Source organism: Clostridium sp., assembly GCF_036781005.1.
Lineage (GTDB): Bacteria > Bacillota > Clostridia > Clostridiales > Clostridiaceae > Clostridium_B.
This window is the reverse complement of sequence record NZ_DAIQBT010000033.1, coordinates 1-23,118: the sequence shown is the minus strand read 5'-3', so window position 1 is coordinate 23,118 and position 23,118 is coordinate 1. Positions and strand designations below refer to the sequence as shown.

At 33.2% G+C, this 23,118-nt stretch carries 22 protein-coding genes and 1 pseudogene; 2 read left to right on the top strand and 21 right to left on the bottom strand.

Annotated features, from left to right (window positions below):
* Nucleotides 1-3: 3 nt before the first annotated feature.
* The 11 genes from hisG to glyA form a co-directional block, all read right to left on the bottom strand.
* The gene (hisG, locus tag V7Q02_RS12470) at nt 4-663 is read right to left on the bottom strand and encodes an ATP phosphoribosyltransferase (RefSeq protein WP_333861348.1); all 660 of its coding nucleotides are present in this window, start codon (nt 661-663) and stop codon (nt 4-6) included.
* A 74-nt stretch (nt 664-737) separates the two neighbouring features.
* Nucleotides 738-1,913: an ATP phosphoribosyltransferase regulatory subunit gene (locus tag V7Q02_RS12465; RefSeq protein WP_333861347.1), complete on the bottom strand. Its 1,176-nt coding sequence runs from the start codon at nt 1,911-1,913 to the stop codon at nt 738-740.
* Nucleotides 1,914-2,092: 179 nt separating this feature from the next.
* Nucleotides 2,093-2,962: a DegV family protein gene (locus tag V7Q02_RS12460; RefSeq protein ID WP_333861346.1), complete on the bottom strand. Its 870-nt coding sequence runs from the start codon at nt 2,960-2,962 to the stop codon at nt 2,093-2,095.
* 121 nt (nt 2,963-3,083) lie between these two features.
* A complete protein-coding gene (locus V7Q02_RS12455; RefSeq protein WP_333861345.1) occupies nt 3,084-4,466 on the bottom strand; it encodes a HAMP domain-containing sensor histidine kinase in 1,383 nt (460 codons plus the stop codon).
* Nucleotides 4,457-5,116: a response regulator transcription factor gene (locus tag V7Q02_RS12450; protein WP_333861344.1), complete on the bottom strand. Its 660-nt coding sequence runs from the start codon at nt 5,114-5,116 to the stop codon at nt 4,457-4,459. The genes V7Q02_RS12455 and V7Q02_RS12450 overlap by 10 nt, the downstream gene beginning before the upstream one ends.
* Before the next feature lie 12 nt (nt 5,117-5,128).
* Complete coding sequence (locus V7Q02_RS12445) at nt 5,129-5,914, bottom strand: lantibiotic immunity ABC transporter MutG family permease subunit (RefSeq protein WP_333861343.1); 786 nt, start codon at nt 5,912-5,914, stop codon at nt 5,129-5,131.
* 1 nt (nt 5,915) lies between these two features.
* Nucleotides 5,916-6,668, bottom strand: coding sequence for a lantibiotic immunity ABC transporter MutE/EpiE family permease subunit (locus V7Q02_RS12440; protein WP_333861342.1), 753 nt, complete (start codon nt 6,666-6,668; stop codon nt 5,916-5,918).
* Nucleotide 6,669: 1 nt separating this feature from the next.
* Nucleotides 6,670-7,377 carry a lantibiotic protection ABC transporter ATP-binding protein gene (locus V7Q02_RS12435; protein ID WP_333861341.1) on the bottom strand — a complete coding sequence of 236 codons (708 nt, stop codon included), beginning with the start codon at nt 7,375-7,377 and terminating at the stop codon, nt 6,670-6,672.
* Nucleotides 7,378-7,500: 123 nt separating this feature from the next.
* On the bottom strand, nt 7,501-11,265 hold the full coding sequence (locus tag V7Q02_RS12430; RefSeq protein WP_333861340.1) for a phosphoribosylformylglycinamidine synthase: 3,765 nt from the start codon (nt 11,263-11,265) through the stop codon (nt 7,501-7,503).
* Nucleotides 11,266-11,374: 109 nt separating this feature from the next.
* On the bottom strand, nt 11,375-11,620 hold the full coding sequence (locus V7Q02_RS12425; protein WP_333861339.1) for a hypothetical protein: 246 nt from the start codon (nt 11,618-11,620) through the stop codon (nt 11,375-11,377).
* A gap of 161 nt (nt 11,621-11,781) precedes the next feature.
* Nucleotides 11,782-13,011: a serine hydroxymethyltransferase gene (glyA, locus tag V7Q02_RS12420; protein WP_333861337.1), complete on the bottom strand. Its 1,230-nt coding sequence runs from the start codon at nt 13,009-13,011 to the stop codon at nt 11,782-11,784.
* Nucleotides 13,012-13,171: 160 nt separating this feature from the next.
* Here glyA and V7Q02_RS12415 point away from each other — a divergent pair, with 160 nt between their 5' ends.
* Nucleotides 13,172-13,942 carry a threonine/serine exporter family protein gene (locus V7Q02_RS12415; RefSeq protein WP_333861335.1) on the top strand — a complete coding sequence of 257 codons (771 nt, stop codon included), beginning with the start codon at nt 13,172-13,174 and terminating at the stop codon, nt 13,940-13,942.
* Nucleotides 13,939-14,385, top strand: a complete 447-nt coding sequence (locus V7Q02_RS12410) for a threonine/serine exporter family protein (protein WP_333861334.1) — start codon at nt 13,939-13,941, stop codon at nt 14,383-14,385. The genes V7Q02_RS12415 and V7Q02_RS12410 overlap by 4 nt, the downstream gene beginning before the upstream one ends.
* Nucleotides 14,386-14,405: 20 nt before the next feature.
* Here V7Q02_RS12410 and V7Q02_RS12405 read toward each other — a convergent pair whose 3' ends face one another.
* From V7Q02_RS12405 to V7Q02_RS15975, 10 genes and pseudogenes are all read right to left on the bottom strand, one after another.
* Entirely contained in the window at nt 14,406-14,666 is a 261-nt protein-coding gene (locus V7Q02_RS12405) for a metal-sensitive transcriptional regulator (protein WP_333861333.1), read from the bottom strand.
* Between the two features lie 189 nt (nt 14,667-14,855).
* Nucleotides 14,856-15,647, bottom strand: coding sequence for a tryptophan synthase subunit alpha (gene trpA / locus V7Q02_RS12400; protein ID WP_333861332.1), 792 nt, complete (start codon nt 15,645-15,647; stop codon nt 14,856-14,858).
* A gap of 16 nt (nt 15,648-15,663) precedes the next feature.
* Nucleotides 15,664-16,854, bottom strand: coding sequence for a tryptophan synthase subunit beta (gene trpB, locus V7Q02_RS12395; protein ID WP_333861331.1), 1,191 nt, complete (start codon nt 16,852-16,854; stop codon nt 15,664-15,666).
* Nucleotides 16,851-17,450, bottom strand: coding sequence for a phosphoribosylanthranilate isomerase (locus V7Q02_RS12390; protein WP_333861329.1), 600 nt, complete (start codon nt 17,448-17,450; stop codon nt 16,851-16,853). Before V7Q02_RS12390 ends, trpB begins: the two co-directional genes overlap by 4 nt.
* A gap of 31 nt (nt 17,451-17,481) precedes the next feature.
* Entirely contained in the window at nt 17,482-18,270 is a 789-nt protein-coding gene (gene trpC / locus V7Q02_RS12385; RefSeq protein ID WP_333861363.1) for an indole-3-glycerol phosphate synthase TrpC, read from the bottom strand.
* Nucleotides 18,271-18,284: 14 nt separating this feature from the next.
* Nucleotides 18,285-19,292, bottom strand: coding sequence for an anthranilate phosphoribosyltransferase (trpD, locus tag V7Q02_RS12380; RefSeq protein ID WP_333861328.1), 1,008 nt, complete (start codon nt 19,290-19,292; stop codon nt 18,285-18,287).
* The gene (locus V7Q02_RS12375) at nt 19,282-19,866 is read right to left on the bottom strand and encodes an anthranilate synthase component II (protein WP_333861327.1); all 585 of its coding nucleotides are present in this window, start codon (nt 19,864-19,866) and stop codon (nt 19,282-19,284) included. Before V7Q02_RS12375 ends, trpD begins: the two co-directional genes overlap by 11 nt.
* A 1-nt stretch (nt 19,867) precedes the next feature.
* A complete protein-coding gene (gene trpE / locus V7Q02_RS12370) occupies nt 19,868-21,298 on the bottom strand; it encodes an anthranilate synthase component I (protein ID WP_333861326.1) in 1,431 nt (476 codons plus the stop codon).
* Nucleotides 21,299-21,721: 423 nt separating this feature from the next.
* Entirely contained in the window at nt 21,722-22,546 is an 825-nt protein-coding gene (locus V7Q02_RS12365) for a Cof-type HAD-IIB family hydrolase (protein WP_333861325.1), read from the bottom strand.
* Between the two features lie 385 nt (nt 22,547-22,931).
* Nucleotides 22,932-23,042 (bottom strand): annotated as a pseudogene (locus V7Q02_RS15975) (CPBP family glutamic-type intramembrane protease); the annotation flags it as partial.
* Between the last annotated feature and the right edge of the window lie 76 nt (nt 23,043-23,118).

Genomic DNA, 23,118 nt, shown 5'->3' with positions numbered 1-23,118 from the left:
CCCCTACCTTGAAACTTTCTCTTTTTCATTTATCTGTCTTTGAACTCTGCCTATTATTTTCTCTATTTCCTCTTTTTTCATTTTCATGCTGGCCATATTAACCACCATTCTTGCACTTATACTACATATGTCTTTATAAATAACAAGGCCATTTTCTTTTAAGGTACTTCCTGTTTCCACTATATCTACTATGGCATCTGCAAGCCCCAGTATAGGTGCAAGTTCCACAGAACCTTCTATTTTTATAATTTCCACATCTTGACCTAATTTTCTAAAATAATTTCTTGCTACATTTGGATACTTGGTGGCAATTTTTTTTCTATTGTAACCTGAATAAAAATCAGAATCCTCAAGACCTGCTAGTGAAAATTTACACTTTCCAAATCCCAAATCCAGTACTTCATAAAAATTTTTATCCTGTTCAAGTAAAGTATCCTTTCCAACTATTCCTATGTCTACCACTCCATGCTCCACATAGGTGAGTACATCCGGAGCTTTAACCAATACAAAATCTATATTGCTTTCTCTGTTATGAAAAATAAGTTTTCTCCCCTTATTTATAACTTCACTGCAATCTATACCAGCTCGTTCAAATATTTTTACAGCTTCTTTTTCTATTCTTCCTTTAGTCAGGGCTATTTTAATTTTCTTTTCACCATCCATATCAATTTCTCCGTTTCTTTAAGCGTCTAAAAACAAACACCCTATTCCGTGCCAATTGGCTGCTTTTAAACACCTTATATTTTAAAAAATTTCATATTTTTGTTATATGCATACTCTCTGGCCTTTTTTTCTTCCTTAAAATGGGTAATTTCTACAATAACTCTTTCTCCTCTGAGTTGTTGTGCTTTCTCACAGGCCTCTTTAAAATCTTTTTCACCATAGTATAGAAGCACTTTTTCATCATTTTTATCAGAAAAATTTCCACTTGTCTCAAGAGATTTGATTATTCCATCCACATCTATTGCAAATCCCGTAGCTGGTTTATTCTCCCCAAACTGTGCCACCAAATTATCATATCTTCCCCCACTTAATATGTTTCCTCCAAAACCTTGAGTATACCCTCTAAATATTATTCCTGTATAATAATCTATATGATGCACCATTCCCAAATCCACTGCAACATATTCTCCAAGTCCCATACTCTCCACAACTTCATAGACCTTTCTCACAGCTTCTAACGCTTTTATTGCCCTTTTATTACATGTGAGAACAGAAGCCTTTTCAATTACCTCTATACCCCCAAATAACTTTGGAAGTTCCTTTAAAATATTTAAAGAACTTTCTTCAAATTTATCTTTATTTTCATGGAGAATTTCATTCAATGCAGTAAAATTCTTACTATCTATACTTTCCCTTAATTTTTCTTTTTCTTCATAGTCAAGATTTGCATCTTCTATTAATGCCTTAAAAACTTCTGCATGACCAAGCTCCACTTTAAAATTCTCAAGTCCACAGTTTAAAAGAGCATTTATTCCCATTATAATCACTTCTGCATCTGCATTAATATCCTTTATTCCCACAACCTCCACTCCAGATTGGGTTATCTCGCTATTTTTCCCATTTAAACTCTCATTAACTCTATACACATTTGAGGTATAACAAAGCCTTAAGGGGTAAATTGCATCCTTTAACTTAGTCCCCACAATTCTTGCAATAGGGGTAGTCATATCTGCTCTTAAAGCCAATATTCTTCCCTGACTGTCAATTAATTTATATATTTTTTCTTGGGGCAGCGTTGAATTTTCTATATTAAATACATCGTAGAATTCCAAAGTGGGAGATTTAACCTCTAAAAATCCACTATTTACATAGATTTCTCTTAATATATTTTCTATCTCCACCTTCTTTTTACATTCTTGAAATAAAATATCCTTTGTTCCTTCTGGTATATATTTTCTCCAGTTAGCCATAGAAATCACTTCCTTATGTTATCACTTTAATTCAATGTAGTGTTAAATTAAATTATTAATGCTATTCTATCAGTTAATCTTGAAAATAGCAATACATAAATTGAATATTAAAAATAAAATAGAATAAAGAGAACATATGTATTTGTTAATACCACGTTCTCCTTATTTTAAAATGAAAACTACCTTCCATTTCCCAGAAAGAATAAAGAAAGGGTACCGCATCCACAGTGGGCAGCCATCCCAAATCCCAATATATTTATAATAAATTTATTGTTTGGAAAGTCCTCTCTTATAATTTTCTCAAGAAATTTGGCATCTTCTAGACAATCTCCATGAGATATACCTATAATTTGATTCTCCACACAGGAGCTTTTTTCCTTGAATTTTTCTGCAATATATTTAATTGCCTTTTTCCTTCCTCTAAGATTAATTACACTTTTTAAAGTACCCTCTTCCTGAACACACATAATTGGTTTTACATTAAGGATAGAAGCTACACTGGCCTTAAAGGGAGGTATCCGTCCTCCTTTTTTTAAATATTTCAAATCCTCTACCATAAACCAATGGTTCATTTTAAGTTTATTACTCTCCACCCATTTTACAATTTCATCTCTTGTACATCCATTTTCTGCCATATAATAAGAATTATATACTAAAATACCAAGCCCCATTGATGCAGATTTGCTATCTATTAAAGTTATATCGGCATCTTCAAATTCACTTAACACTTCTTCCCTTGCAAGCTTTGCACTGTTGAAAGTACCACTTATTCCAGAGGATAATCCTATGTATATTATAGGTCTTTTTTCCTTTATAAGTTCCTTGAATTTTTCAATAAATCTATACTGATTTACCTGAGAAGTATAGGGCATTTCACCTTTTCTTAATCCTTCATAAAATTCTGTGTAACTTAAAGACTTTCCAAAACTATCTTCATAATCCCTGCCCTTGAAGTTACAAATCAAACCTAAAAAGGGAATTTTGTTTTCCATAATAAAACTGCCTGGCAAATCACAACTGGCATCTGTCATAATTATGGGTTTTGTCATCATACGTCCCCCCAAATATTATTTTTTACTAATTTTATTAAACCACAGCTATTTAAAATACACAACAAATTACAATAATTTGTTTGTGTGAAGTGGTACTAAATAACTTACCTATTTAATTTTACATTATTAGTTCCAAGGATAAGGGTATCTTTAAAACTACTTTTCCACCTCCAGTTTCTTTAGAATTTGACAGTTTTATATCTCCACCATGTAACTTTATAAATGAACTTGCAATAAATAATCCCATGCCATAGTGATTCCTGGAATTTCTACTCTTGTCTCCCCTATAAAACTGCTCTTTTGCAAACTTTAGTTCTTCTTTTGAAAATCCATGTCCACTATCTTCTAGTGAAAACTCAAGTTTATCTTCATGTGCATAGATTTTAAAAAGTAATTTTCCAAAGGGAGGAGAGTACTCAATTGCATTTGAAAGTACATTCATAATAGATCTATATAAAAGTTCTTCATCCCCATAAAAAAATTTAGGTATGTCTTCTGCTTCATTTATAAGTTCAAGATTTTTTTCAGAAGCTAATGCATTTTCCTTATCTACAATTCTTTCAAAGAACATTTTGGTTTTTATTTTAGTCCGCTTCAAAGTCATTTTATCCTCTGATTTTGCAATATCTACAAGCATTCTTAAGTACTTTTCAATTTCATCTGCACTTTTTAGGATATAATCATTATATTTCATATTACCTGCTTCAATACTACTTTCTTTTATTAATTCCGCATTTCCTTTTATTATGGTAAGAGGTGTATTTATATCATGTGCCAATGCAGAAATCTGCTCTTTCCTTAATTTTTCCCTATTCCACTGTTTTTCCAAAGAAGTTCTTAATTCATCCTTCATATCATCAAAAGAAAGTATTACCTCTTCAATTTCACGTATATTTGAATGTTTAGGCTTAAAATCAAGATTTCTATTTTTCACATTATCTGCAGCCTCAATTAAAACCTTAATCTCTTTAGATAAGTAGTTGCCAAAAAAGGCTGCTAAAACCACAGCTTCTACTATAAGCAATATAAAAATCATAACTAATTGAAAAAACTCAATATTTGGAAAATATTTTCTAAGAAGTGGCGATTTAAACTGCATCTTAATAGAATATTCAACAATACATATATCTTGTTTTCTGTCAATCACATAAAAATATTTACCTTTAAGTGTAAAGCTTTTATTCTTCTCCACAGTAGTCCATGCATCTTTTGCTTGCTCTTTAGTAAAATTTCCGTACAACAGACTGCCATGTTTATCATATACACCATAGCTGCAACCTTCAGGGATCAGGTTCGGTGTTACTTTTTCCACTAATAAAATTGCATTGCTGTTTTCTTTAAGTTTTTGTTCAGAATAATTAGCTTGCAGCATAATATTGCTTTTAAACATCAAATTCACTAAAAAAGCATACAAAAGTACAAGAACTACCGCAGAAATACAAAAATAAATAACATACCTTATAAATATACCGCTTAGACTTTTTCCGCCTTTTAAACCCACTTGTATCCAATCCCCCAAACTGTTTCAATTGGCTGTACATTTAATTTTGCAAACTTTGCCCTGATGTTTTTTATATGCTCAACAATAGCTGAGCTGTCACTTTCACCATCAAAACCAAATACAGACTCATATATTTTTCCCTTAGAAAACACCTGTCCATGATTTATGGCAAGAAACTCACTGATTTCATATTCACTCTTTGTCAAAGGGATCTGTTTTTCTCCTATAAATACCTCTTTTGATGATAGTTTAAACTTTACTCCAGATACAATAAAACTATTGTGTTTTTCTCTTTTCTCACGTCTAAGGTGCGCCGCCACTCTTGAACGCAGTTCATTTATTCCAAAAGGCTTTGTAATGTAATCATCACCACCCATACCAAGTCCCTTTACAATGTCTTCCTCCATTGTCTTTGCAGTCAGAAATAAAATAGGACAATCTACGAGTTTTCGAAGCCTTCTGCAGAGAATAAAACCGTCAACCTCCGGCATCATGACATCCAGTAAAATCAAGTCATAATCTACACATTTTTCAAGTTTAAAAGATGAAAAATCACTGACAACAGTAACTCTGTGGCCTTCTTTTAAAAGCGCTGCTTTTATTATTTCAAGAATGTCTATTTCGTCGTCAACTGCAAGTATGTTCGCCATGACATCACCTCTCTAATTTTCACTTCTGCCTTCAAAATAGTTATACCACATTAAACTCAATAAAAACAATATGATAGTTGCAATAATACATATATATATTCCCATCTTAAATTCATTCATATATAACCCCTGAAATTTATTTAATAGTACATTAACATCATTTACATTACTATTTAACATTATATAAGACTGCATTATTCTTGCTCCCCAGCTGCAGGGAAGCCACTTGCCAATTACATCTCCAAGTCCTGTAACCATAAGTGATGAAACCAAACTTTCTGCTATACCAAGTCCTATGGAAGACCCGCTTCCAAAACGGAAGCTTAATAATAAGTGTAGTATATACAAAAATATCTGACTGAATAATAAAATCAAAATTATATTCCCATAAATATGGAGATCAAATACTTTCTCATGGATTAAAAACTCCAATCCTAATACAAAAATGCCAATGGCAACAATAAGAGAAAAGAATCCCATAAGAAGCATCATACATATTTTACTTAGAAAGCTTAAAAGCTTGTGTTCTGACGCTAAGAGCACCTGAAAGTTTCCCGCATCAGCTTCCTGCTCTGCAGCCATAGCACATACTATACTGATTATTAGTGGAAATCCAATTGATAAAATCTGTGTATATAAACCCAATCTAAAAAGGTTATTCACGGCTACAGTTGAAGATGCATAATATGCCACAAATGATAATGAAATAAATATTGGAACTATAATGTGAATCCACACTATTGCAGTATGATGTATTTTATAAAAATCAGATTTTATTAGTTTAATAAGCATTAGCATATTATTTTGCCTCCTGCTTTTCATACCATTTTGCAGTAAAAAATGCAAGTATAGCAAATAAGATAACTGTAATTATAATTCCAGGCAATATGACATCTCCTGACAATAATTCCGGTGTGAAAGTCTGATTACCCTGAACAGCTGGTAACCCATTTGGCAGAACTTTTATAATTGGAATCATAAGCCTTGAAGGAACTGCATAGGGTACCATCCAAAAAACATCATGAACAGCAAGCAGTACTCCTAATATAAGACAGGAAACAATATTGATCAATACTGTGGGAAACATTCCTATCTTATTTCCTAAAAACATACATAAGGGTACCTGCCACAAAAATGTCATTATTAAAGCCATACTTGCCAGCACTGCATTCATTGCCTGAATTGTTCCAAGTTTTCCTATTCCCAAAATACTGCCTATGAATACAGATCCAATTAAATGAATAATAACTGCAAATGAGCTCATACACACGCATACAAGTATTTTTGCCCTCCAAACCTTTTTTAAGTCTAATGGCAGGGAAAGCACCGCCATATTTTTCATCTTTTTATCTTTAGCAGCAACTAATGTAGACAATAAAGATATCATTCCCGGAAGAAGCATTGTATACCACCAATTGTAACTGTCAATTTCAAAATATGCTGTGGTTAAAACAAAAGAAAGTGCTATTGCCAAAAAGGGAGCAATAAAAATAAGTTTTCCTATAAAGCTGTGTTTTATCTTCAAACACTCTGATTTTAAATAAGCTCCCATGCTATTCGCCCTCCCTTCTGTACTTTCCTGCAACTTCTATAAACAATTTTTCAAGATCTTGTCCTTTTTTCATATCTCCCTGATATCCTAAAACTCCCCCTGAAATAATTCCAATTTCATTCACTATCTGTTCAACTTCACTTAATATATGACTGGATAGTATTACTGTAATCCCCTGTTTTGGAAATGACTTTATCAATTTTCTAAGCTCTTGTATGCCAAAAGGATCCAATCCATTAGTGGGTTCGTCAAGTATTAAAAGCTTTGGATTATTTAAAAGAGCAATTGCAATACCAAGTCTCTGCTTCATTCCCATTGAAAATTGACCTGCTCTTTTCTTTCCAGTATCCTTTAAATCCACTATTTCAAGTACTTCATCAATTCTTTTATCAGAAAGTCCTAAAACTATTGTACGTACCTTTAAATTTTCCCTTGCAGTAAGATTTCCATAAAGCGGTGCACCTTCAATTAAAGCTCCCATATTTTTCAAATCATTTCTACTCCACCTGTGACCTTGAAATAAAATTTCTCCACTGCTTGCACGCAGCATTCCGGTTATCATCTTTAATATTGTAGATTTTCCCGCTCCATTTGGGCCAAGCAAGCCATAAATAGAATTCTCTTTAATTTTAAGTGATACATTATTTACTGCCCTTTGTCCTTTAAAATTTTTACAAAGATTTCTAGTCTCTAAAATTAAATCATTCATTATTGATCAATCCTCCTGTTTCATTTAGATAATAATCTATAATTATAAGGATTTTATAAGGAATATAAAAAAGATGAAGCTTTTTACACTTCATCTTATACCTATACTTATCATAAAAATAATTTAAATTTTAAAATAGTTTACTCCAGCCTCAAATAACTTCTGATCCTTCTCCCCTGGAATATTTTTAAATACATTTTTCCCTATTCTCTCTGAATGACCCATCTTGCCAAGTATTCTGCCATCTGGACTTGTTATACCCTCCACTGCAAAGTAAGAACCATTTGGATTAAATTTAACATCAGAGCTGGCATTGCCCTCAAAATCCACATATTGTGTTGCTATCTGCCCTTTTGCTTTAAGCTGTTGAACCATTTCATCTGTGGCCACAAACCTTCCCTCTCCATGGGAAACTGCTATAGAATGAATATCTCCTACCTGTGCATTGTTAAACCAAGGCGATAAATTAGAAATAATTTTTGTATTTACTATGGTAGATACGTGCCTTCCTATTTTATTATACGTAAGAGTAGGACAAGCCTCATCTATATCCCTTATCTCTCCAAAAGGTACAAGACCTAGTTTTATCAATGCTTGAAAGCCATTGCATATTCCAAGCATAAGGCCATCTCTTTTATTTAAGAACTCCATTACAGCTTCCTTTATCTTTGGGTTTCTAAAGAATGCAGCAATAAATTTGCCTGAACCCTCTGGTTCATCTCCTGCGCTAAATCCCCCTGGAAACATAATAATCTGGGAAGAATTTATCCCTTTTACAACTGTATCCACAGATTCCTCTATCTCCATACCTGTCAAATTTTTGATTATAACAGTTTCTACTTGGGCCCCTGCTTTTTTAAAGGCTTTTTCTGTATCATATTCACAATTGGTTCCCGGAAATACAGGTATAATAACCTTTGGAACTGCCACTTTTGCAGCAGGAGAAATTCTATCCTTTCTTTTAAAATACTCTACCTCTATTTTTTTATCTTCTCCTGAGACAAAGGTAGGAAAAATATTTTCAAGACTTTCATTCCATAGTTTTATCATATCCAAAATAGATATTTTTTCTCCCTTTATTTCTATACATTGTTGTTTTTGAGTAAACCCAAGGAGTTTAAACCCTATGTTTTTAAGCTTTTCATCAATATTTGTTCTTGAATCCACCTCCAATATTATTGAACCATAATCTGGAAAGAATAATTCCTTAAAACTTATATTATCTTGAAATTTTATCCCAATTCTATTACCAAAACTCATTTTACTTACAGCTTCACATATTCCCCCTCTTTTAACTGTGTGGGCAGACAGCACCTTTCCCTCTTTTATCATGCTGTTTATAACAGCATAATTTTCTTTAAGCTTTTTAATATCTGGAAGAGAAAATTTATCCCTTAATGCAGGTATAACCACTACATAATTTTCATATCCTTTAAACTCCGGGGATATAATCTTGTCAGCCCTTGCTGTACTCACTGCAAAAGAAACTAAAGTAGGAGGAACATCCATATCCTTAAAACTTCCTGACATACTATCTTTCCCACCTATAGCTGCTATGCCGAATTCACTTTGAGCATAAAGAGCTCCCAGCAGTGCTGAAAAAGGTTTACCCCACTTCTCTGGTTCTTTGCCAAGTTTTTCAAAATACTCTTGAAAAGTAAGTTTTATATTGTTTACATCCCCTCCTGAAGCTGCAATTTTAGCTGCTGATTCCACCACTGCATAAACTGCTCCATGAAAAGGACTCCACTTAGCAATGTCTGGATTGTATCCATAGCTCATTATTGTGGCAGTATTGGTATCTCCCTTTAACACTGGTAATTTTGCCGCCATAACCTCTGTAGGAGTATCCTGATATTTTCCTCCAAAAGGCATAAGCACCGTAGAAGCACCTATGGTACTATCAAATCTTTCCACCAATCCTTTTTGACTGCATATATTTAAGTCCTTTAAAGTTTCAATCCACAGTTCCCTTACATTATTACTTTTATTTGAAATACTTTTCTCAAAATAACCCTTGTCCCCAGGGGATTTTACTTTTACCTTAACAGTTCCTCTTACTCCATTGGTATCTAAAAATTCCCTGCTTAAATCTACAATGGTATCCCCTTTCCAGAACATCTTCAATCTATTATCTGCTGTCACATCAGCTACCTTGGTAGCCTCCAAATTCTCCTGCCTTGCATATTCTATAAACTTATCCTGATTTTCTCTTGATACAGCCACAGCCATACGTTCCTGGGACTCTGATATTGCAAGTTCGGTTCCATCTAAACCTTCATATTTTTTAGGCACCAAATCCAAATTTATTTCAAGCCCCTCTGTAAGCTCTCCTATAGCTACAGACACTCCTCCTGCACCAAAATCATTACATCTTTTAATAAGCTTGCTTACCTTAGCATTTCTAAATAGCCTTTGAATTTTCCTTTCAGTAACTGGATTACCCTTTTGCACTTCTGCTCCAGAGGTAAGTATGGAGGACTCTGTATGTTTTTTAGAAGAACCTGTAGCTCCGCCGCAGCCATCTCTCCCTGTTCTTCCCCCTAGAAGTATTATTACATCTTCTACAGTAGGTTTTTCTCTTTTTACATTTTCAAAGGGAGCTGCAGCTATAACTGCACCTATTTCCATTCTCTTAGCTACATACCCTTCATCATATATCTCTGAAACCATACCTGTAGCAAGACCTATCTGATTTCCATAAGAACTATATCCTTCCGCCGCTCCTAATGTTATTTTCTTCTGGGGAAGCTTTCCTTTCAATGTATTTTCCACTTTGGTTCTCGGATCTCCGCACCCTGTAACTCTCATAGCCTGATATACATAGGATCTTCCAGACAAAGGATCACGTATTGCCCCTCCAAGACAAGTTGCAGCTCCTCCAAAAGGCTCAATCTCTGTTGGATGGTTATGGGTTTCATTTTTAAACATTACAAGCCATTTTTCATCTTTTCCATTTATATCAGCATTCACAACTATACTGCATGCATTTATTTCATCGGATTCATCTAAATCTTTAAGTTTGCCTTCCCTTCTCAATTTTTTAACTGCAATAGTGGCTATATCCATAAGACATTCCGGTTTTTTATTTTCGCCGTATATTCTATTTCTCAAATCCAAATAACCTTCATAGGTATTCTTTATAGGTGTTGAGAAATTGCCTTCTTCAATAAATACCTCCTTTAATTCAGTCATAAAAGTAGTATGTCTGCAGTGATCAGACCAGTATGTATCTATTACTTTTATTTCTGTTATAGTAGGATCCCGTCTTTCTTCTTCTTTAAAATACTTCTGACAGAAGATTAAATCCTCTATACTCATGGCAAGGCCTCTGGTTTCTATAAACTTTTTAAGTTGCTCCTTATCTTTTTCTATAAATCCTTTTAATATTTCCACGGACTCTGGCACATTTAACTTGCTCTCAAGGCTATCTGGTTTTTCTAAAGAAGCTTCTCTGGAATCTACCGGATTTATACAGTAATTTTTTATTTTTATAAATTCCTCTTCCGATATATCTCCATAGAGAATATATACTTTTGAAGATACAACCTGAGTCTTTTCACTTTGAGTTAAGATTTGAATGCATTGAGATGCAGAATCCGCTCTCTGATCATACTGACCCGGAAGGTATTCTACAGCAAAAGCCCTATCATTTTTTTCCAATGCTATTTCTTCTTCGTATATATTGTCTACAGTTTTTTCTGAAAATATTATATATTTGGATTTTTCGTATTCTTGGATATCTATATTTTCTATATCATAACGATTCAATATATTTACATTCTTTAGACCATAAATGCCGAGACTTTCTCTAATATCTTTAAGAAGTCCTTGAGCTTCTATGTCAAATCCTCTTTTTTTCTCTACGAACAGCCGTTTAACACTCATTGTACTTTCTCCTTATTTCATTATTTTTTCGAACGTTTATTATATTTTTTTCAAGATTATTCGCGTATATTATATCATATATATATTTTTTTGTGAATAATATATAATTTTATCTTTCTTCTCTAATAAAAAGTACGCCCTGTACATTTTTATTATTTACAGCCAAAGAATTATATAAAAAATTATTTTCAGAAACTATACCAGATGCTCTGTATCCTGTAGTGGTGAGTATATCTGTAAATTCTCCCACCCTGCAGTCTTTCAAACAATTACCTCTTAAAAATACATCAACTGTATTTTTATTTTCATACTGGTGTACTATTTTTACTTCAATAAAAGTTCCTTTTTTTATCATAATAACTCAACCCCATTATATTTATTTTAATAAATTGTATTCATAAATATCCTAGAATATTATTAGCTTTGTAAAAAATAAATACACCTTAAATCTTACCTTAATTCAAAAAAATACTGTCTGTATAAAACAGACAGTTGCAATTTAAAAACAAATTATTCTTAAAGAGGAAAAGCCCTGCATAATTCCATTACTTCCTTTTTAATAGCTGACAAATCCCCTTCTCTATTTTCCACAGCTTTATTGATAAAATAAGCTACTTTTTTCATTTCCTCCTCTTTAAATCCCCTGGTAGTTACAGCTGGAGTTCCCACTCTGATACCACTGGTCACATTTGGTTTTAACTTGTCAAAAGGAATAGCATTTTTATTTACAGTTATATTTACCTTATCTAAAAGTTCTTCCAAATCCTTCCCTGTAATATTTTTATTGGTAAGATCCACTAATAAAAGATGATTGTCAGTACCTCCGCTTACAAGTCTGAATCCATACCTCACCAGTTCTTCTCCAAAAACTTTGGCATTTTTTATTACCTGGTCTATGTAATCCTTGTATTCATCCTTTAATGCCTCCCCAAAACAAACTGCCTTGGCAGCTATAATGTGCATCAAAGGTCCTCCCTGTATTCCTGGAAATATGGTCTTATCAATCGCAGTGCCATATTTTTCCTTGCATATTATAGCTCCCCCTCTAGGTCCCCTTAATGTTTTATGGGTAGTAGTTGTAACAAAGTCTGCATAAGGTACTGGAGATTCATGCCTTCCTGCAGCAATAATTCCTGCAATATGAGCCATATCCACCATCATGTAGGCCCCTACTTCATCACATATTTCTCTTATTTTCTTAAAATCTATTTTTCTTGGGTAGGCACTGGCACCTGAAACTATCATTTTAGGCTTATGTTTAAATGCCAGTTCTCTCATTTCATCATAATCAATTATTTCTGTGTCACTATTTAATCCATAGGACACAAAATTATATAATTTACCTGAAAAACTCACCTTACTTCCATGAGTTAAATGACCTCCATGATTTAAACTCATTCCAAGCACTGTATCTCCCGGCTTCAAAACAGACATATAAACAGCCATGTTCGCCTGAGAACCTGAATGTGGCTGTACATTTACATGCTCTGCATTAAAAAGTTTTTTCATCCTGTCTCTTGCCAAATCTTCTGCTTTATCTACTATGTAACATCCTCCATAATATCTTTTACCTGGATATCCCTCTGCATATTTATTTGTTAGAAAGGACCCCATAGCTTCCATTACACTTTTACTTGTAAAATTTTCAGAGGCAATAAGTTCTATACCATTTTTTTGTCTTTCCCACTCTCCCTCAATTATTCCATAAATATCTTGATCTGTTTTTTTCAACTCATTAAAATCCATGTATTATTCACTCCTTTGAAAATATAAGTTTTTAATCCTTCAGTTTAATTACCATATTACTTTATAACTTCAAATTACACAAGTATACTTTATGAATAACAAACACAAATTTTATGATATAATATTTTCATTATTTATTCTATACAAGGAGATATCATTCATGAACGTCGATAAAATAGCACATATAGCAGCTTATGCTGGAAAAATAATGCTAAAAAGTGGAGCCGAAATATACAGGGTTGAAGAAACCATAACCAGAATAGGAAACAGCTATGGTATATTTAGCATAGTTGCTTTTGTAACTTTGAATGTAATTATAGTATCCGCCTCTGATGAATGCGGTCAAACCATATCAGTAATAAAGAGAGTACGCCACAGAACATTGGATTTAGAGAAAATAGCTAGAGTAAATAACTTGTCAAGAAATATAAAGAAAAACAATTATTCCCTATACAGGGTAGAAATGAACCTGAATAAAATTGAATCCGCTAGTTCTTATAATCTTAAAATAACTTTATTATTTTCAGGACTAGCCACAACCTTTTTCTGTTTTGCTTTTGGAGGAAATATAAAAGATTCCTTAGTATCATTTTTTATAGGAATGTTAATAAATTTAATTTCTAGAAGTCTTAATTTTCTTCGAGCAAATGAATTTTTTATAAATATATTATGCGGAGCTATGGCTGCTTTAATAGCACTTATAAGCATTAATTTCAATATAGGCTCAAACAGAGATACCATAATAATAAGCTCCATTATGCTGCTTGTTCCAGGACTTTCCATAACAAATGCTATACGAGATACCATCGCAGGAGATTTAATCTCCGGTATTTCCAGAGGAATAGAAGCCTTTCTTGTGGCTGTAGCTATTGCCATAGGCACAGGAGTTGTATTAAAATTATGGTCTATTATAGGAGGAATAGGTTTATGATAATAAATTCCATATATATCTTTATTGCCACCCTGTCTTTCAGCATACTTGGAAATGTAAGGGGAAAAAGTTTAATATTTTCATCTTTAGGGGGAGGATTCACCTGGTTTTTTTATCTTCTTTCTTCACATTATATAAGTTCTTCCAGCCTGTTTTGTTTTTTTACAGCTTCAGCATTTGCCTCAACTTATTCAGAAATAATGGCAAGAGTAATAAAAACTCCCGCCACAACTTTTATAATATATTCAATTATTCCATTAGTTCCAGGGTGGGGAATGTATAACACCATGCTATATTCCATACAGGGTAATATAAATCAGTCCCTTTCCACGGGACTTAACACCCTGGAAATTGCAGGAACTATAGCCGTAGGTATATTTTTAGTATCTTCCATATTTAAAGCCACTGTTCTTTTTAGAAGAAAACTTTATAAAAATAAATAATCTCCAGAGCATTATATCAGCTACTTTAAAAACATGGTAAAAGTATCTAGAAAAGTATCTAGATTATCATTTTTTATCTCATTATTTTCGTCTTCCACCAGGCAGGTTCTGGCATAATTTTTAAGCACCAGACCTCCTACCTTGTTCACTGCAGCCCTCACTGCTGCAATTTGTATTAATATATCCCTGCAGCATATATCACCTTCAATCATCTTTTCAATACCCTTTATTTGTCCTTCTATTCTTCTAAGCCTGGTCTGAATCTGTTTTTTTTCTTCCAAAAATATCACTCCTAAACCTAATACGTACAATAATCTTAACTAAAACTTTAAGATTTAGTATATATTATAACCCATAAATGCCATAAAAAAAATAAATAGGAGACTTCAATTCCATTTCAAAATCTCCCATTCAGTTTCCAATATATTTGCAGGCAAATGAAATTTTGTATCGTTTTATACAATGCCTAACTACTCCAAACTTTTTTTAACTTCTGAAATAAAATTTCCCACCTTATCTAATATTTCTTTTTCTCCCCTGCATTTATCTATGATGTCAATTATAGCACTTCCTATTATTATTCCATCACAATAAGATTTAAATTCTCTTGCCATACTAGGCCCTGAAATTCCAAAACCCAAGGCCTTGGGAAGTTCTGTATAACTCCCCACAAGTTCCATATATTCTTTAATATCAGTTTTGATTTTCTCTTCCACTCCAGTTACTCCATTTTTGGATACACAATATACAAAGCCGGAACCCCCTGCCGTTATTTCCTGAATCCTTCTTTTTGAAGTAGGTGCCACAAGAGGTATTAAGTGAACTTCATATTTCACCGCTATACCCATTATGTCTCCCCTTTCTTCTATAGGAAGATCCGGTATTATGATTCCATTTATGCCTGCAGCAGAGGCTTCAGATATAAAACTTTCTACACCATATTTAAATATGGAGCTGTAATATACTAAATATACAAGAGGAATCTCGCTTCTTTCCCTTATCTTTCTTATAGTTTCCATAATGTTTTTAATTTTAGCTCCTCCCTCTATTGCCCTTTGGGAAGAAGCCTGTATAATAGGACCATCTGCCAGTGGATCAGAATAGGGTATTCCAATTTCCACTATATCTGCTCCTCTTTTATCCATTTCAAGCACAATATTAACTGTGGTATCTAAACTAGGATCTCCTGCTGTTACAAAAGGTATAAGCACCTTTTTGCCCTGCTCTTTTAACTCTTTAAATTTAAAATCAATTCTGTTCATATATATCCTCCCCATATTATTGAAATATATTAAGCTCTGAAATAGTATCTACGTCCTTGTCTCCTCGCCCTGAAACATTTACAACAACTATTTCTTCTTTTGGAAGTTTAGGTGCTAACTTCATGGTATAGGCCAAGGCATGGGAACTTTCAAGGGCTGGTATTATACCTTCACATCTGCTTAAATATCCAAAAGCATCCAGTGCTTCCTTGTCTGTAACATAGGTGTACTCTGCCCTTTTTGTATCCTTTAAATAGGCATGTTCTGGTCCTACTCCGGGATAATCAAGTCCTGCAGACACAGAATACACAGGAAGTATCTGTCCCTCATCATCTTGAATAAGATAAGTCATCATTCCATGAAGTACTCCAACAGAGCCTTTAGCCATAGAGGCTGCATGTTTATCTGTATCCACCCCAAGTCCCGCTGCTTCAACCCCTATAAGTTTTACGCCCTTATCTTCTATAAAGGGGTAAAAAATACCCATGGAGTTACTTCCCCCTCCCACACATGCTATTATATAATCAGGAAGTTTTCCTTCTTTCTTTAAAATCTGCTCTTTTGTTTCATCCCCTATTATTCTTTGAAAATCCCTTACCATAGTTGGATAAGGGTGAGGTCCTACCACAGAACCCATTACATAAAAAGTATCTTCTATATTTTCCACCCATTTTCTAAGAGCCTCATTTACCGCATCTTTTAAAGTCTTAGTACCTGACTTTACTGGAACCACCTCTGCCCCTAATATTTTCATTCTAAGCACATTTAAAGATTGCCGTCTGCAGTCCTCTTCTCCCATATAGATAACACATTCCATTTGAAACATGGCAGCCCCTGTAGCCACCGCCACTCCATGCTGTCCCGCACCAGTTTCTGCTATTACCTTTTTTTTTCCCATTTTCTTTGCAAGGAGTATCTGTCCTAATACGTTGTTTATCTTGTGTGCACCGGTATGATTTAAATCTTCCCTTTTTAAATATATTTTTGCACCCCCTAAATTCTTAGTGAGATTTTCTGCATAATAAAGGGGGGTAGGTCTTCCTGAATACTCTTTTAAATAATACATATATTCTTTAATGAATTCACTGTCCTCTTTCGCCTCATTAAAACTCTCTTCCAGTTCCATAAGCGCAGTCATAACTGTTTCTGGAACATACTGCCCGCCAAATTTTCCAAATCTTCCTGAGTTTTCATATAACTTATTCATTTAATATTCCTCACTTTCCAAATAAACCTTTTTATTTTGTATGGATCCTTATATCCCTGACTTTCCACGCCACTTGACACATCTACTATATCTGGATTAACTATGCTAACTGCGGTTTCCACATTTTCTTCATTAATACCTCCTGCCAGTATTAAATCCTTCTCGACTTCAATATCTCTTGCAATACACCAAGGAAAGCTTTTCCCGCTTCCAGCTGTTTTATTGTCTAAAACTATTCCCTTTGCATATTTGTAGTTTAAATTTAAAACATCTTTTCCGCTCTCCACTTTCAATGCCTTCCAAAGGGTAAATTCTTTAAAATGTCCCATATATTCTTCATTCTCCAAGCCGTGAAACTGAATTACATCCAGTGATAAATTCTTGGAGATATTATACACATATTCTAAAGCTTCATCTACAAAAACCCCTACACTTTTAATGTGGCTGTCTAAATTTTTCAGGAGCATTTTAGCCTGTTCTAAGTTAACCTGCCTTTTACTCTTTGAAAACACAAATCCTACATAATCTGGTTTATATCTATTTACATATTCAATGTCTTCTTCTCTTTTAACACCGCATATTTTCACTTTAATCAATGTACATCCCCTCTCCCACTGCTATTAAAAATTATCCGTTTTTTATACTATTTACAAAACTTTCAATACTGTCTCTATCATAGACTTTTTTCATAAGTCCTTCCCCTATTAACACCCCATTTATAGGAAGAGTTTTTATATATTTAAAATCCTTACTGGTTTTTATGCCGCTTTCTGAAACTACAGCAATATGCTGTGGTATATATTTAACCAAATTTTCTGTATTTTTTAAATCCACAGTAAAATTTTCAAGATTCCTGTTGTTTATTCCAATTATCTCAGGCTCTATTTCAAGAGTAATATCCAATTCACTTTTATTATGAATCTCTACAATACACTGAAGTCCCAGAGAGGATGCTAATTTATAGAATCTGGGTAAATTTTCTTTTAAAATTCTTACTATTAAAAGCACTGCATCTGCTTCTAACAGCTTTGATTCATAAATCTGATATTCATCTATAATAAAATCTTTCCTAAGCACAGGCTTTGAAATAAGCTCTTTTGCCTTTTTTAAATATTCGTCCTTTCCTTTAAAGTAATGCTGCTCGGTAAGTACAGATACAGCATCTACATCCAGTTTTTCATAAACACTGCATATATCTTCAAACTGAAATTTATGGTCTATTATACCTTTAGAGGGAGATGCCCTCTTTATCTCTCCTATAATAGATATATTGTCCTTTATAAGAGCATTTTTAAAATTTCTAATTTTAAATTTATCTATTCTCCTGAGCTTATCTAAAATATTTCTCACAGGGTTACTTTTCTTTCTAATTTCTAATTCTTTCTTTTTTACATCTACTATATCTTCCAATATCATTTCATTCACCTGCCTTAATTGCTGTAATTTAAAATTTCTTCATACTTACCATAAGCCTTTCCAGAATCTATAAGTTCACTGGCCATTAATATCCCTTCTTTTAAATTTTCCACTTTTTTACCTACATAAAGTGCAGCAGCACTATTTAACAGTACTATGTCCCTTTCAGGCCCTGTTTTACCCTTTAATATATTCATTATTATAGCTGCATTTTCTCTGGCATTACCTCCTGCAATATCCCTATAAAAAGCAGTTTTTATACCAAAATCTTCAGGGGACAGGGTATATTTTTTCACTTCTCCATCTTTTACTTCACATACATAAGTTACTGTGGTAGTTGTAATTTCATCCAATCCATCTCCGCCGTGAACTACCATAGCTCTTTCACATCCCAAATTTAAAAGTGTTCTAGCTGCCGGTTCTAAAAGCTTTATATCATAAACTCCCATAATTTGTCCTTTTACAAAGGCAGGGTTGGTAAGAGGTCCTAATATATTGAATATGGTTCTAACTCCCAAATCCCTTCTGACGGCTGCTACATTTTTCATGGCACTATGGTAACTGGGTGCAAATAAAAAACCCATTCCTACATCATCAATACATTGTTCAACTTTAGATTTTTCCAAAGTTATATTTATGCCAAGTTCTTTTAGTACATCTGCACTTCCACTTTTACTGGACACTGCCCTATTTCCGTGCTTTGCCACTTTTACCCCTCCAGCAGCTGCTATAATAGCCGCTACAGTGGATATATTAAAAGTCCTCCCTCCATCTCCCCCTGTGCCACAGGTATCAATGGCATACTGGGATTTTATTTTTACAGGCACTGCCATATCCCTCATAGCCATTGCACAGCCTGTTATCTCTGAAATAGACTCCCCCTTCATCTTAAGGGCTATTAAAAAAGCTGCGATTAGTACAGAAGATTCTTCTCCTTTCATTATACTTTCCATTGCATCATGAGACTGATTTTCCGATAAATCTTTACCTGATAAAACCTGTTTTACAGCTTCATTTAACATGACACACCTCCTGCAGGAAATTTTTTATTATATTTTTACCACACTCTGTGAGTATGGATTCAGGGTGAAATTGAAGGCCATATACTGGATAAACATTATGCTTTATCCCCATCAGAACTCCATCATCACTTTCTGCAATTTTAATAACACCAGTGGAATTTATGGATTCTTCATCCACCACCAGAGAATGATATCTCATAGCCCTAATGGGATTTTTAATTCCTTTAAACAATTCATTTTCTACATGTTCTACCATGGATGTTTTGCCATGCTTTATTTCTTTTGCTCTGACCACATCTCCGCCATAAGCTGCAGCTATGGCCTGGTGCCCCAGACATATGCCAAGGATGGGTATATCCTTTCCATACTTTTTTATTACATCAATACATATACCTGAATCCTCCGGTACTCCGGGGCCTGGAGATATGACTATACCCTGCAGATTTTTAAATTTTTCTATATCTTCCACTAAAATTTCATTATTTCTAACCACAACTATATCTTTATATAATTCTCCTATATATTGATATAGATTATAGGTAAAAGAATCATAATTATCTATCATTAATATCAACTTATACCACCTCCATTAATGCCTTTGCTTTATTTAAAGATTCCTGGTATTCAGATTCTGGATGGGAATCATACACTATGCCTCCTCCAGCTTGTATATAAGCATACCCTTCTTTAACAACTACTGTTCTTATGGCAATACAAGTATCCATATTTTTGTTATAGGAAAAATACCCCACCGCTCCCGCATAGAGAAGTCTTTTTCTATCTTCAATCTCATCTATTATTTCCATGGCCCTTATTTTAGGTGCTCCTGATACAGTGCCTGCAGGGAGACAGGAAATAAAAGCATCAAAACTTGATACACCTTTTTTCAGTTCTCCAGATACTTCAGATACCAAATGCATAATATGGGAATACTTATGCACTTCCATAAATTTTGTCACTTGCACAGTTCCAAATTCACTTACTTTTCCTATATCATTTCTGCCAAGATCTACTAGCATAACATGCTCTGCTCTTTCTTTTTCATCATTTATAAGCTCATTTTCTAATTTTTCGTCTTCTTCCTTGGTCACTCCCCTTTTCCTGGTGCCTGCAATAGGATTAGTAGTAACCTTACCTCCATATACACTTACAAGCCTTTCTGGCGAAGAGCCTACTACCTGGAAATCCTTAAAATCCATATAAAATAGATAGGAAGATGGATTTTCATATCTCAGTTTTCTATAAATATCAAAAGCCTCAAGTTCAGTGCTGCATTTTAGCCTCTGGGAGATAACCACCTGAAATATATCCCCGCTTTTTATATATTCCTTAGCTTTTTCTACATTTTTACAGAATTCATCTTTAGTATAATTAGAAGTAAATTCTGCTGGTTTTGAACTATTAGCAATATTATGAATTATTATTTTTCCTGTAATCTGCCTGTACAGTTTTTTAAAATAATCATTAATTTCTTCATAACTTATATTATCTTCTGGAAGTACGTTGTATATTAAAATCAATCTGTGTTTTAGATGATCGTAGCATATCAGTTCTTTATAGAACATAAAGTAACTCTCTGGAATATTTAAGTCATCTTCATTGTCATCCTTTATATTTTCATACTGTTTTATTACATCATATCCTGCATACCCAATAGCCCCTCCAGTAAAAGGTATATCTACTGAATCAGCATTATAATTTATCTCCATATACTTTTTTATAAAATCCATTATTTTACCCTGAAGTTTAAACTCAGAATTTTTATATTTTACAAATACATTATTCTTAAAGCTCCTTATTTCCATATAAGGATTGCAAGTTATAAAAGAATATCTTCCCTTTTGCTCATTGAATTCCACGCTTTCCATTATTATTTTATTTTTGCCCTTCAAATTGTAAAATACATTTATAGGGGTTATTTCATCTCCATTCAATGTACATATTACAGGAAATGCATCTTTACTATTTTTTAACAGATTAAATTTACTTTCATTTACATTTAACATGGTTTTCACCTCCAAAGTTAATAAAAAAATACACTTCAATCCCTAACAGGGACGAAGTGTATTTTCCGCGGTACCACCCATATTAATCTTATATTAGATGGTAAAATTAAAAATAAAAAGCATTTCTTCCTTTTAGGAAGAAATGCCCAATTTCCTTTAGCCACCCAAATAAAACTATCTCTTTCAGGTACGGAGAATATTCTCGATACCCTGTCTTTTTAACGGCAGACCCCCCGGATATTGCTACTATTAATTCACATCACACCTTACAGATCCATTCGGTATTAACATCAGCATCTGAATCCCACCATCTCAGACTCTCTTAACCCAAATTATAATACTTACTACTCCTGCTCATAGGCTTTAACCTTAAAACTTATTATTTAATATTATAGAACTAAATTTTATAATTGTCAATATATTTTACAATATAAATTTTTTTATAACTTCTCCCACGGCACCACTGTTATTATCTGTTTCTGTAATATAATCTGCAGATTTTTTTAAAATTTCCCGTGAATTAAATACAGCTACTCCAACACCTGCAGTTTTAATCATACTTTTGTCATTCTCGTCATTACCCACAGCTATACACCGCTCCATGGGTATGTTGTAATAATTTCCCAAAAATTCAAGTGCGTTGCCCTTTGAAACGCCTCTTCTAACTATTTCAATATTATGCAAATCCGATTTTGTAGTTGCTATACCTGGAACTTTTGCTATTTTATTTCTCAGCCTCTCCAAATATTCCACATCTTCGTCTATGACTACTACTTTAGTTATGTTGCATCTGCAGTGTTTTATGAAAGTTTTTGAATTTTTTACAATTGTAATTTTCATCTTGAATTTTTCACTGAGATTATTGTTAATATCATAGAATTTTTTGGTAGTATACCTAAACTGTTCACTATAGAGTCCAAAATCGTCATAAAAATGATAATAGGTATCCTTTTCTTCTCTTAATATATCTATGACTTTTAGTAAACTATATTTATTCAATGGAATTGATTTAATAACACGTTTATTTTCTCCTACTATTACCCCTCCATTACAGCATATTACAGGTTCCCCCGGAAATACTATTTCAGAATAAAACTTTAGTGCCATAGGAGGTCTTCCCGAACAAATAACAAACTTTACTCCTAACTCCATAGCTTTATGTATCATATCTTTATTATACTCTGATATTTGTTTTTCATCATCTAAAAGGGTTCCATCCATATCCACTGCAATAATTTTATAATCCATTATGTAAAGCCTCCTACTTTTATTACTAATATATAACTTATACTATTATATATGACAAAATTCAACCTTAGCAAGTGTATAAAAATTTCTGGTTATCAATAGATAAGATTTCATTTGTATTATCCTAAAGTTGCCAAACAAACTACGAAAGAAATGTCTTAAGATAAATTTATATTCTTTAATTACCTAAAAAATATTTTTCAGCTTTTTTATACAGAATATCCTTTCGGAATAAAAATATTAATGCTAGAGCTATAATGGATAGTATAATTAATTCTATAAATTCGGTATAAAACAAGCCTCCCATTAAACTTGATGATAAAACATTAGAATTTTTAAAACAAATAAGTCCGGTGAATTTATATGAGTTATCCACAAATAATATTTATTCAGTAACATTATAAAATAGATGAGTGCCAATAACAAACATAAGAGATTTTGTCTTTATAACAATAACTCCAAATATTAATCCTATTAGCATAGCATCAATAATTTTTACCCATGTATGAGGTTGTACTGATACTAATTAGGTTTTAAAAATGCCGATATTATCCAATGCCACCCCGTAATAG